Source organism: Gleimia hominis, from assembly GCF_032085515.1.
GTDB lineage: Bacteria > Actinomycetota > Actinomycetes > Actinomycetales > Actinomycetaceae > Gleimia > Gleimia hominis.
Map to the genome: position 1 here is coordinate 1 of NZ_JASXSX010000004.1, position 12,678 is coordinate 12,678.

Genomic DNA, 12,678 nt, shown 5'->3' on the forward strand with positions numbered 1-12,678 from the left:
AAACAAAAGAAAAAACAAAAACAAAAAGCAAAAAAAGCCAAGAAAACACACTATCAAGTTCACAAACAACCCCACCAGCGAGTCGGTTTGAAACTCTCCGTTTCGCGCCTCGCTCGCGGCGACAGATATAAACTTTACTGATGGCGTCTAACCGCGTCAAGCTCGGGTTGAGTGAGTCGTAACACATCGAGTTTTGCCTATGGCTTGTCAGATGATCTCCATGATGGTTTGCAGATAGTTTTGCGTTGTTTACGCGCTTAACCGACGTGGGATGGGAGCGTAGCTGGAGGAGTTGGTTGTTTACGCGCCTAGCCGACGTGTGGTGGGAGCGTAGCTGGAGGAGTTGCTAGGGCCTCAGGAATCTGGTTGAAAAATGAGAATGAAAGCCATAACTAGGCGTTATAAACTTAAGGCGCGTACGCACTAGACTAGCGGGGCGTAGGCAATGCCGGCGCAGGCAATACGCGGACAGCGGGCAAGCAACACGCGGACGGCGCGCAGGCAATAAACTCGAGGTGCGGATGCGAAACGTCGCTGCCCATACAGGTTGGATATCGCTGTTTAGGCTGGCTATATCTGGAACTGGGCGGACTCGTTAGCAAAGCTTGCGCCATTAGTTCCAAAGCAGTCACGGAGTTCCAGAGCAGTCACGGGAGTTAGGCATGACAGTTAGTCAGACCGGGTTTGACCGCGAGCGTTACATCGCTTTGCAGTCTGAGCATATTGAGCAGCGACGCCACGACCTCGGGGGCAAACTGTATTTGGAAATGGGGGGCAAGCTGTTCGATGACCTCCACGCGTCGCGCGTGCTGCCCGGTTTTACGCCCGACAACAAGATCGTCATGCTGGAACGAATCAAAGATGAAGTGGGAATTCTTGTTGCCGTTAATGCGCACGACCTAGAGCGTGAGAAAGTGCGTGCGGACTTCGGGATTTCTTACGAGGACGACGTGCTCAGGCTCATTGACGCGTTCCGCGAACGCGGGTTCCTCGCAAAAACGGTGGTGATCACCCGGATGAGTGAACGTTCGCAAAAGGCCCAAGAATTCAAACACCGCCTAGAAAACCTGGGGTTAACGGTAAAAATCCATCGGACAATTCCCGGCTACCCGGCGGATACCGACCTGATCGTATCCGAACAAGGGTTTGGGCAAAACGAGTACGTGCAAACAGAACGCAACCTAGTGGTGGTGACCGCCCCGGGGCCTGGGTCAGGTAAGCTCGCGACCTGCCTATCGCAGATTTACCACGACCACATCCGCGGAATCACATCCTCATACGCAAAATTTGAAACTTTCCCCATCTGGAACCTGCCACTGGACCACCCGGTGAACCTGGCGTACGAAACCGCAACTGCCGACCTGAACGACGTCAACTTAATCGACCCCTTCCACTTAAGCGCCTACGGCAAACAGGCAGTTAACTACAACCGGGATGTGGAAGTATTCCCACTGCTCGCCGCCCTGTTGGAACGCTTAAACGGAAAATGCCCCTACGCCTCCCCAACGGACATGGGCGTGAACATGGTCGGCATGTGCATCAGTGACGACGCGGTGTGCCGCGACGCCGCAAAACAAGAGGCGGTACGCCGCTACTACAAAGCACTGGTGGCCGAAAAGGTGAACGGACGCGACCCGGTTGAATCCACGCGCATCCGCACCACCATGGCGAAAATGGGGGTGCAGAAGCAATACCGCAAAGTCGTTGAACCCGCCCTGACTCGCGCACAGCAAACCGGCGGGCCCGCTTCGGCCATTGAGCTGAAAGACGGGGCGATTATTACGGGTAAAACCTCCGCACTGCTGGGCTGCTCGGCGGCGATGCTGCTGAACGCACTGAAATATCTAGCGGGTATTGACGACGAAGTGCGCCTGCTGTCCCCCGAAGCGATCGAACCTATCCAGACTCTTAAAGTTACCCACCTTGGCTCACGCAACCCGCGTTTGCACACCGATGAGGTGCTAATCGCCCTGTCTACCTCTGCCGCGCGGGACCAGAATGCCCGCAAAGCACTCGATCAGATTCACGCGCTGCGGGGCTGCGACGTGCACACCACCACCATTTTAGGCAGTGTGGATGAAGGGATTTTCCGCAACCTCGGGGTGCTGGTGACGTCAGAACCGGATTTTGCTCGCAAGAGCCTGTACCGCAAACGCTGAATCCCCCACCTGTTCCTCCAGGTTCTTTACCACTGCCTGAGGACTGCCCTGCGCGACGACCCGGCCGCGGTCCAACACCACCACCTGATCCACGTGCGCGAGGTGATCGAGCTGGTGAGTGATCTCAACGATCGTGACCCCCGGGTGGCGTTCCCGCAGTTTCCGCCGCACGCGCCCAGCCAACGCGGGGTCAAGGTGAGCGGTGAACTCATCGAGGAACAAGACCTTAGAGTTACGCAACAACGCCTGCGCCAGCGACACGCGTTGCCGCTGCCCACCGGACAGGGCTTGGCCGCGCTCACCCACCGAGGTTTCTAAACCGTTAGGCAGAGCCCGGACCTCATCGGCAATACAGGCATCCGAAAGCGCCTGCCACAACTCCTCGTCAGACGCATGCGGATTCGCTAACCGCAAGTTGTAGGCAATGGAGTGGTTGAAAAGTCGAATATCAGACGTTACTAGGGCGACCGTGCCACGCAGATCATCCACCGGCACATCCCGCACATCGACCCCACCCAAGCGGATCTGCCCCGCTTGCGGATCAAAATACCGCAGCGCGAGGCGCGCCAACGTGGACTTACCCGACCCGGTTGCCCCGATTATCGCGGTCCACTGCCCCGCATTTGCCCGCAAGCTAACCTCACGAATTGTCGCGGCTTCATTTCGCGCCTGAGGGTAGGCGAAAGTGACATCGTCGAAGCGTAGGTCAAGTGGCCCGGTGGGCAGTTCGTCTTCCCCGTCTTCTAGCTCCAAGGTGCGCGAGCGGAGGGCAAACACGCGGCTGGCGCTCGCAAGGGCAGCGTTGAGTTCCACGGACAGTGCGGACACGTCATCGATCACTCCCCAGGCTCGCAGCACCGCGAACGTGAGCACCAGGAGGTTCTCCAGCGGCATCTGCCCGGTGAGTACGTATCCGGAGCCCACCGCTAGTAGCAGCACAGGTGCACCGAACCTCAGGCATAAACTGAGGGCTTTACGGATGCCTTCCCACGCTCCCGCGCGCGTCATGAGTGGCAGCATTCGCGCGGTAATTGCTTGCAGTTCTTGTTCGCGCGCTGCTTCGCGTCCGTAACCGGCCACTTCGCGGGCCCCGTTGATGGAATCCGTGAGGAACGTGGTGGCGTGCGCGCGGGTGCGCAGCATTTTGCCGGTGATCTCGTAGCTTCGTTTGTTACCCAGCATTGGCACCACTAGCGCTGCTACCACCAGGATGGCGACAACGAGAGCGGTTATGACCAGGGGGTTCATTACCGCACTCACGATGACGATCAGCAGTGGAATCAAAACCGCGGTGATTGTGGGCGCAATTGTATGGGCAAAAAACACTTCGATGTGGTCAATGTCGCGCGTGAGTCGGCTCAGCAGCTGCCCGGAATGGGAGGCGTACATGATGGCTGGTGCCTGCGGGTAGAGCCGTTCGAACGCGTCTGCGCGCAGCAGTTCCAACGCTTTGAAAGCCACGTAGTGCCCGAGGAACTGTTCCAAGTACCGCAGCAACGCTTTCGCCACCGAGAGCGCCACCATTATGCCCCCCAGTTTCCACAAGTAGGTGCCGCTACCACCCGGATTTTGCGCGAGGGTGAACACGGCGTGCACCGGGAGTATGAATAGGGCGAGTGCGCAAACTTGGTCGAGGATACGCGCTAGCGTGGACCCCCAAAGGGGTGATAGTACGGGGCGGGTTACCGTCAGAAGCCAGCGTGCGATCTGGCGACGGGAAGCGGGTTGCGTTTGGCTCATTTTCCAGCTCCTCGGCTTGCGGCGACGCGGGTTTTTTCGACCCGCCCGTTTTCAACTTGGTAGACGCAATCCATGATTTCTAGGGTTTGAGGCCGGTGCGTCGCCATGATGATCGTATGCTCACCGGTGAGCGCCTGGATCGCTTCTAAGAGTTTACGTTCCGATTCCAAATCTACTTGGGATGTGGGTTCATCCAGCAGTATCAGCGGGCATTCGGACACGATTGCGCGCGCGAGTGATAGGCGTTGCGCTTGCCCTGAGGACAGCCCGAGCCCACCTTCACCCAGGCGAATATCCAGGACCGTATCCGCCTCCGTGCGCGCCGCGAGTTCGCCCGTGAGGCCCACGGTTTCCAGAGCGTGCAGCATCTGGTTTGTTGTTGCCTGAGGGTTAGCGAGCTTTAGGTTGTAGCCGATGGTGCCAGTGAAAAGCCAGGTGACTTGATCTACGTATGCCGCGCGAATTCCACTGTTAGCACCGCTGGCGGACGCGGTTGCGTGCTGCACTGCCACGCGACCGGATTGTGGCGTGACTTCGTTTGCAATCAAACGCAGCACAGTGGTTTTTCCCCCTCCGGACGGCCCTACGAACGCGACCCGCTGCCCCGTTTCGATAGTGACATTTACATCACTAACTCCGCTGTCTCGACCCGGGTACGTGTAGGAAACGTGGTCGAGCACAACCGCAGGATCCGCCGCATCTGCGCTCGAGTCGCCTGGGTTGTGAAAGCGGCCAGCACCACGCACCATGTTTGCGTCCCGGTCATCTTCCGCATTTTTGTCTGAAGTCGCTTTATCTGCAGCTTGCCGCTCGTGCAGGTTTTGCCGATCGTACAGGTATCGTCCAATCGCTCTTTGCGCTGCCATGCCAGCCATGCCGATGTAAAAGAACGCGCCGACGTGGTCGATGGGTTCCAGCAGCAGCATCGCGAGCCCGAGCATGGTTACGCCTTGCCCCAAACTGATGGTCCCGTGGGTTAGCTGCACCGCCGCCAGCATGGTCGCCATCGTGACGATTGACAGGGAGAAAGCGATATCAACCGCGAAAATCAGAACCTGGTTCCCCCGCAGCAATCGCATGGTTGACCGACGATTGGTTTCCCCCACCCGGTTTAGATACTTTGCTACGCGCTCTGCCGCCCCCAGTAGCCTGAGGGTAACGAGCCCGGCAATGGCATCTAAATACTCGGCTGCTAATGTGCCGCGGGCCCGGCGGGAGCGGTGCGAAGTTTTAGAGAAGAACTTTTCGAACCCAACTACTGCAAGCGGGACGAGGGGTACGAACACGGCCATTACGATTCCCGAGAGTGGGGAAACAGCTACCCCCATGGCGACTAACACGAATACTGGCGCGGTGAAGGAAGCGATGATTTCCGGTAGGAACCCCTGGCGGTATGCCATGAGTTTTTCTGCTGACTGGGTGGCTAAACTAACCACTCGCCCCGCCTGCTGGTCACGTCCACCGTGCGCGTGCGCAAAAGTTGCCGTTTGGATGCGTGCCTGCACCCGCGCCTCCTCAATGGTTTGGCTCCGGTGCAGCACAATCTGTTTGCAAATATTTGCAGCTCCGATGCAGGCAACCGACAGGCTCGCGAGCCCCCATGTGAGGCCCGTGACCGCAGTGCCGCCGTGCAGCGCATCCACGCCTTTCCCCACGCAGACCAGAACCACGCAGGTGGCGGCGGTACTGACCCAAGTTAGCGCGATTACCAACCTGTTAGCCCGGCGCGCCCTCTGGGTTATGAGGAGCTTTTTACTCTGTTTGGCAGCTCGGTTCTGAGCTTTAACCATGGATATTACGCCCATGATCCCCTTACCTGTGTACTACAAACGGCACGGCAACTAAGGGTAGCCTAACTCGAGCTCGAGTTAGGTGTCAATGTGTCAGCAAGCCGCCGCTGGTCCGGCAACCAACCTCTCCCCGACACGCCGGTGTACCACTACGCAGATACCAGTGCCCGACCGGTCAGCCGTCGGCCGAACCATAACCGAGTGGCCCGCGATTTAACCTTTCACAGAGCCGCTCATTAGCCCACCGACGAAGTATTTGCCGAGCGCGATGTAGACAATCAGCGTGGGGAGCGACACGATTAACGCCCCCGCCATTGACGCCCCGTACTCCGTCATTATCGCACCGTTGGCGAGGTTGTTGAGCGCAAGTGTCACCGGCCCGCGTTGCGTTCCTCCACCGAAGAACAAGGCGAACAGGAAGTCGTTCCACGCGGCGGTGAACTGCCAGATCAACACCACCACAAACGAAGGCAGAGAAATAGGCAATACAACCGACCAGTAGGTACGCAGCATGCCCGCACCGTCTACCCGCGCAGCCTCAATCAGTTCGCTGGGCACGGACTCGTAGTAGTTACGGAAAATCAGCGTGGTGATTGGAATGCCGTAGACCACGTGGCACAGAATCAGGGCGGGAATTCCCTGCGGCACCTCCATCGCCAAAAGCATTTTCAGCAGAGGAATCATGAGCGCCTGGTAGGGCACGAACATGCCGAACAGGATCAGGGTAAACACCACGTTTGCGCCCGGAAATCGCCAGCGCGAAAGCACGAATCCGTTCATGGATCCCAGCATTGCGGAAATAATTGATGAGGGAATCACCAGTGCGAATGTGCGCGCAAGCGCGGGCGCTAGAGCGTGCCAGGCTTTCGCCCAGTTACCAAAATTCCACTGTTGCGGCAGCATCCACGTGCGCGATGGGTCCGCATCCCCTGCACCTTTGAACGAGGTGACGAACAGGACATACACGGGGATCAGCACGAGTGCTAAAGACACGATGAGGGCCAGGTAGCGAAAGGCCTTCCCCACGTTTACCCGGTGGTTCTCACCGGCTGCTTTTACCGTGGGGCCGGATTTTAGAGTTACAGTGCTCACCGGTCACTCCTTGCATCGTGAATCAGGTAGGGAATAATCGCGAGCGCCACCAGGATCAGCAGCACCGCACCAACGGCGGCGGACATGGAGTAGTCACCGTCCGTCATGTAGTTAAACATGTCAATTGCCGGCACTTTGGTTGAGAACGTACGCTGGTCGGTTATGGACATGATCAGGTCGAATGATTTTAGCGACATGTGTCCGATAATGATCACTGCCGAAAGCGCCACGGGCGCCAGTTGCGGGAAAATGATCTGCTTGTAAATCTGCCACTCGGACGCACCGTCCACGCGCGCGGCCTCACGCAAATCATCTGGAATCCCCCTAAATCCAGCTAGGAATAAGGCCATTACGTAACCCGATAGCTGCCAGATCGCGGGGATTGCGATCGCTAGAATCCCAAAGGAAATGTTCGCGGTCCACTGGTTTTGCAAGAAATCAAGCCCCAAGATTTGGAACAGGCGGTTAAGCCCTGAGGCCTGCTCGCCCTGCCCGGAGTTCAGCAACCACTTCCACACCACACCAGAAGCGATGAAGGACACAGCCATGGGGAACAAGAAGATCGAGCGGAAAATGCCCTCGCCTTTAATCGGTTTTTCTAAAATCCACGCCCACAAGAAACCGAGAATCAGCGTGCCCGCCAGGAACGCGACGGTTAACAGCACGAGGTTCTTCAGGGAGTGGCGGAAGTCCGCATCTGCGAACAACTCTTTGTAGTTTTCAAACCCGATGAAAGAACTGGCTTTCGCTCCCGTGGACTGCGCTACGGTGTGCGCATCGATCATGGACATGTAGAAGTTGTGTCCAATCAACCCATAGACGAAGAAACCCACCAGCAGTATCGACGGGAGGATCAGCAGGATGGGTGGGCCAAACTTGCGGATCCACTGCGAAAATGTGATGCGGTGGCGAGCGCGCGGGCGCGTCTTGGTTGCCTTGGTCTTAGCTGTATGTGTCATACGTTTTTCCTTGAGTTACCCGTTCTTTCGGGCCAATAAGTGGGCCTAGTTTGCAGACCCGCTCGTGAATACTGAGTTCGGGCGGTGCCATCCGTTGGGGTGGGGTGAGTGCCGCACCTGGCCCCACCCCACCTCAACTTGATTCCGGTTCGTTATTTACCTACGGAATCTGTGGCTTTCATCAGCGCCTGCTGGAACGCATCCAAATCCGAACCGCCTTCGACGAACTTGGAAACCGCGTCGTTAATGTCGTTAGAGACCTTAACGGGCAGGGCGGCGCCGTGCGCGATCGACGACACAATCGTGTCTTTACCAAACGATTCCATCGCGTTTTGCTGGTATTCAGAGAACTTCCCTTTCTCCTCATCCGTCAGGTCTGCGCGCGCCGGGATGGAACCTTTAACGGTGCTGAACGCGATCTGCCCGTCCTTTGAGGAAATCGTGGTTAACCAAGCTTTAGTCCCACCGGGGTGTTTTGCACCCTTGGGAAGCGTGAAGGAGTCCGCGAGGAAGTCGAACACTCCATCGGTGCCGGGCACGGGGAAGTAAACGTAGTCTTCACCAGCTTTCTTCTTCTGCGTGTCGAACGAGGCCACCGCCCAGTCACCCATCACGTGGTACGCCGCTTTACCGTCTACCACCGGTTGCATGGCCGGCTCCCAATCCTCAGAAATCAAAGATTTGTCGGTAAAAGAAATGATCTTCTCAAAGTGCTCAAGGGCCTTCTTTACCCCGTCTGAATCCCACTTGGTTTTACCATCAAACAAGCCGTTGTATTCTTCCGCCCCGAGGTCTGCGATGAGGATTGTTTCTAGCAGCTCGGTTTGCGTCCATGCCATCCCCACGGTGATTGGGGTTTTGCCAGCGGCTTTGATTTTCTCCATGTCGGCAATCCACGCGTCAATGTCCTTCGGTGGAGTCTTCGCGTCCACGCCGGCTTCTTCCAAGACCTTCGGGTTTGCCCACACCACGTTTGCGCGGTGCACGTTAGATGGAACTGAGTACAGCTTCCCATCAACTTTGAGCTGGTCAATAAGGGTTTCTGGGAAAGCGTCTTTGAGGCCCAGCTCGTCGTAAAGCCCCGTTAGGTCCTCAATCTGATCCGCATCAATGTAGTCCGACAGTTCCGCACCCGCGTGGGCTTGGAACGTGTCCGGGGGGCTACCTGCCGCGAGGTCCGCCGCGAGCTTTTGTTTCGCTTGGCTCCCACCGCCACCGGCGATGGCTGCGTTCACGAACTTGGTTTTAGGGTTCTGATCTTCGAACACCTTCGTCAGGGCCTCAAGCCCTAACTTTTCGGAACCAGCTTCCCACCAGGTAGCTACTGCAACCTCGGAAGCGTCTCCTTCCCAAGGTTTCTTGTTGTCGGATGCTCCGGAGTCAGAGCCGCCACCTGAGCCGGATCCACAAGCGGCTAGGAGCAGTGATGATGCTCCCAGTATGGCCAGTAGTCGCGTTTTACGCATTCTGTTTACCTCTTTGTAACTGACATTATTTGGGTTGTACGAACCGCCTGGGGTTACCCACGCACAAGGTTCTGCGCGTGGATGCGTTCAAAAACGGTTCCGGAACGTTGCTTAGCAAGGCGCTTTCTTCGCAGCCGTCGTCGCCCGGTCCGGCGCTTGCCAAGCATTAACCTGAGTTGATTATGTCATCTTTCGACGCGTTTTTTGATGGTCTCGAGGTCCTAATTGCGTCAATGTTAAAGTGATCAGGTGAGTACTTTTGAATGCAACGCTGCAGATCAACGGTTTGACGACGCCCTCTTCGTTCCGCAGGGTGGGCGGGTGTGCCCACCGCGGTCGTATCCGCCCGCACACGCAAACCAATCCCTCAACGGGGTGTGGAACTTTAAGCTACATAAAACGGATCCCACGCCAACTAGCTTCGCGGCGGATTCAAAAGTGAGCGTGCCCGCGCCTGAGCAAGCCGCGGACGCCCGCCCCATGCCGGTGCCGGGGCACTGGGTGCTGCCGCCCGGCACTTTTGGCACGCCGCAGTACACGAACGTGAACTTCCCGTTCCCCGTGCTGCCGCCCCTACCGCCCGACGAGAATCCAACGGCAGATTACTGGACGACGTTCACTCCCACAGGTTCTGTACCGGGTGACGCCGCGCAAGCAGACGAAGAACACCGCGTCGTACCAGAAGAACAGGGTGGGGCGCGGCAGGTGCGGTTGCGTTTTGATGGGGTTGAATCCATGCTGCACGCGTGGTTGAACGGTACTTACTTAGGGTTTTCCACCGGTTCGCGGCTCGCGGTTGAGTTCGACATTTCCGACCTGATCAAGCCCGGTACTAATCTTCTGCAGGTCCGTGTCCCCCAGTTTTCCCGCGGTTCTTACCTGGAGGATCAAGACCAGTGGTGGCTGCCGGGAATCTTCCGGGACGTGTCGGTGCAGTACGTGGATGCCATTGAGGACGTGTGGGTAAACACCGATTACACCGACGGTCAGGGGCGTATCCGCCTGCGCGTGCGCACGGACGCGAACGACGCTGCCGCGCGCGTGAACGACACGGCGCTCGCGGTGTCGTGGCGGCGCGACGGCAAGTGGTTGGATTCCAACTGGGTCAGCGTGGGTGCTGTGCAGCCGTGGGAAGCGGACCGGCCGGTGCTCTACCCTTGCTCCGTTACGGTCGGTACGCAAACCCGCGAGCTACCGGTCGGGTTCCGCCGCGTGAACATCGACCACGGGGTGTTGAAAGCAAACGGTCACCCGTTGAAACTCGTGGGGGTCAACCGCCACGAAGTGCGTTCCACCGCCGGGCGCGTATTTGACGAATCTTTTGCCCGCCGCGACCTGCAAGCCATGAAAGCCTTGGGGATTAACGCAATCCGCACCTCCCACTACCCGCCGCACCCACGGTTTTTAGACCTGTGTGACGAACTGGGTTTTTGGGTGATGCTCGAATGCGACGTGGAGACCCACGGGTTTGAAGGCTCCGACGGGTCGTGGCCGCAAAATCCCTCAGACGACCCGCAGTGGCGCGCCGCATTCCTAAATCGAATCGAACGCACATTTGAGCGCGATAAAAACCACGCTTCCATATTCTGCTGGTCCCTAGGCAACGAATCCGGTACCGGCCAGAACCTGCAGGCGATGAGCCAGTGGTTACGCCACCGAGACCCGCACTGCCTCATACATTATGAAGGTGACTACGGGCTGCGGTACTCGGACTTTTATTCGCGCATGTACGCAACTGTGGAAGAGGTGGAGGCGGCTTTGGACACCTCCCACGGCGCCCCCATTGCGGTGCCGAACCACCCGGCGGCACGCATAACGGATACGGATGTGCAGCGCGTGCACGCCAGCCCCGTGCTTTTGTGCGAATACTTGCATGCCATGGGCACCGGTCCCGGTGGGGCAATTGACTACCGCAAGTTCTTTGCCCATCCTCGGTTCGCCGGTGGGTTCGTGTGGGAGTGGCGCGATCACACACTCATTGCCAACGGCCAGTGGTGCTACGGCGGGGATTTTGACGAACCGGTTCACGACGGCAACTTTGTGTGCGATGGCCTGGTTGATTTAGAGACTATTCCCGATTCTGGGGCGTTGAACTGGGCGAACCTGTATGCCCCACTCACCCTGGAAGAAACTGATGGGCGCTGGCAGGTGCGTAACAACTGGTACCGCCATCCCCTTTCCGAACTGTATATTCGTTGGAATACGCTGCCGGGAACGCCGCCGCAAACAGGGCAGGTTCCTTTGCCGGAGGTTGCGGTAGGTGAAACCGTCCCCTTAGATTTCGTGCAGGAACTAGATTTGCCTGAGGGCGCTCGGTTGCGCGTTGCCATAATGGATACCCTTTTGCCGGGGCTCGGCACCTACCCGGGGCCGCAGGTGGAGCCCGTGGCCGGTTACCGGCCCGCGCCAGTGGGGTATTGCGACAACGACGGGGCCCGCACGGTCACGTTCACGCAATCCTCAAGCCGGCCCTCCCCCGTCGATACCGAGCAGACTGCGGCCTCGCCGGGCGGGTTTACCGTGGATGAACGCGGCCTCCTCAAGCGGGTAGGAAATGTGGAACTACCCGGGTTGAGCCTGGCTGTCTGGCGGGCTCCAACGGATAACGACCGCGGGCATGGGCCCAGTGACTACTGGGGATTGCGCGAACCGGGCCAGTTGGGCGGCGGGTTGAACCAGGCGGGGCCGTCTAACGCGGACCGCTGGCAGGCCGCGCGGCTGCACCAGATGACCCGCAAGTTCCTGGCGCTAACAGAGGAAGACGATGCAGTGGTGGTGCGCGAATACTGGGCTCCCCCAGCAACCGACTTCGGGGCCTACACCACGGTGCGCTACGAGCCGGCGCAAAACGGCGTGCGCGTCACCTACCGGTTCAACCCCGTTGGCCCGTGGCCCGCAGCGATCAGCCGGCTGGGCGTTTGCACCTGGCTGCCGGACACAGCTTGGCAGGTGCGGTGGCAGGGCGCCGGGCCGGGCGTTAACTACCCCGACCTTGCGCACGCAAACTGGCAGGGCGTATTCACCGCGCCGGTGAGCCAGATGGTGGAGCGGCACGTCAGACCTCAAGAAGCGGGAAATCGGGGGCCATTTACGTGGCTGGAACTAACCCGCCTAACAGCGGCAGACGAGCCAAGAACAGGTGTAGCCGACACGTCGAAACCCGCGGGGGCAAGCGGAAGCACGCATTCGAGCGCGCACACTAGTAAGGATGGGCTGGCGGTTAGGGCGCAAGACATGTCGTTTTCCGTGTCGCCGCACTCTGCGCGCACGCTCGATGAGTGTACGCATTGGGATCAGCTCCCCCAGTCGGAGCGGACATACTTGTGGATTGATGCGGCCCAACATGGGATTGGAACGCGTTCGTGCGGCCCGGATACGCGCCCGCAGTACGCCCTGCGGCCCGTCGCAACGGAGTTCAGTTTCACGCTCAGTACGCTCAACGCGCTCAGCGCAGTCGAATAAGCTCCGGCCG

General features: G+C 58.5%; 7 protein-coding genes. 2 read left to right on the forward strand and 5 right to left on the reverse strand.

Annotation, left to right across the window (positions count from 1 at the left end; translation table 11 throughout):
• Nucleotides 1-662: 662 nt before the first annotated feature.
• Nucleotides 663-2,159, forward strand: coding sequence for a DUF1846 domain-containing protein (locus tag QS713_RS07875; RefSeq protein ID WP_313274226.1), 1,497 nt, complete (start codon nucleotides 663-665; stop codon nucleotides 2,157-2,159).
• Here QS713_RS07875 and QS713_RS07880 read toward each other — a convergent pair.
• The 5 genes from QS713_RS07880 to QS713_RS07900 form a co-directional block, all read right to left on the reverse strand.
• On the reverse strand, nucleotides 2,115-3,899 hold the full coding sequence (locus QS713_RS07880) for an ABC transporter ATP-binding protein (RefSeq protein ID WP_313274229.1): 1,785 nt from the start codon (nucleotides 3,897-3,899) through the stop codon (nucleotides 2,115-2,117). The genes QS713_RS07875 and QS713_RS07880 overlap by 45 nt on opposite strands.
• Nucleotides 3,896-5,704: an ATP-binding cassette domain-containing protein gene (locus QS713_RS07885; RefSeq protein ID WP_313274231.1), complete on the reverse strand. Its 1,809-nt coding sequence runs from the start codon at nucleotides 5,702-5,704 to the stop codon at nucleotides 3,896-3,898. The genes QS713_RS07880 and QS713_RS07885 overlap by 4 nt, the downstream gene beginning before the upstream one ends.
• 198 nt (nucleotides 5,705-5,902) lie before the next feature.
• Complete coding sequence (locus tag QS713_RS07890) at nucleotides 5,903-6,715, reverse strand: carbohydrate ABC transporter permease (protein WP_233187391.1); 813 nt, start codon at nucleotides 6,713-6,715, stop codon at nucleotides 5,903-5,905.
• A gap of 62 nt (nucleotides 6,716-6,777) precedes the next feature.
• Nucleotides 6,778-7,740 carry a carbohydrate ABC transporter permease gene (locus QS713_RS07895; RefSeq protein ID WP_102216629.1) on the reverse strand — a complete coding sequence of 321 codons (963 nt, stop codon included), beginning with the start codon at nucleotides 7,738-7,740 and terminating at the stop codon, nucleotides 6,778-6,780.
• A gap of 152 nt (nucleotides 7,741-7,892) precedes the next feature.
• Entirely contained in the window at nucleotides 7,893-9,206 is a 1,314-nt protein-coding gene (locus QS713_RS07900; RefSeq protein WP_313274233.1) for an ABC transporter substrate-binding protein, read from the reverse strand.
• A gap of 249 nt (nucleotides 9,207-9,455) precedes the next feature.
• Here QS713_RS07900 and QS713_RS07905 point away from each other — a divergent pair, with 249 nt between their 5' ends.
• Complete coding sequence (locus tag QS713_RS07905) at nucleotides 9,456-12,668, forward strand: glycoside hydrolase family 2 TIM barrel-domain containing protein (RefSeq protein ID WP_313274235.1); 3,213 nt, start codon at nucleotides 9,456-9,458, stop codon at nucleotides 12,666-12,668.
• Nucleotides 12,669-12,678: the final 10 nt, after the last annotated feature.

Excerpts from the sequence above, each read along its gene's own strand:
- QS713_RS07895 (WP_102216629.1), bottom strand. The coding sequence starts at position 7,740 with ATGACACATACAGCTAAGACCAAGGCAACCAAGACGCGCCCGCGCGCT.
- QS713_RS07885 (WP_313274231.1), bottom strand. The coding sequence starts at position 5,704 with ATGGGCGTAATATCCATGGTTAAAGCTCAGAACCGAGCTGCCAAACAG.
- QS713_RS07880 (WP_313274229.1), bottom strand. The coding sequence starts at position 3,899 with ATGAGCCAAACGCAACCCGCTTCCCGTCGCCAGATCGCACGCTGGCTT.
- QS713_RS07900 (WP_313274233.1), bottom strand. The coding sequence starts at position 9,206 with ATGCGTAAAACGCGACTACTGGCCATACTGGGAGCATCATCACTGCTC.
- QS713_RS07875 (WP_313274226.1), top strand. The coding sequence starts at position 663 with ATGACAGTTAGTCAGACCGGGTTTGACCGCGAGCGTTACATCGCTTTG.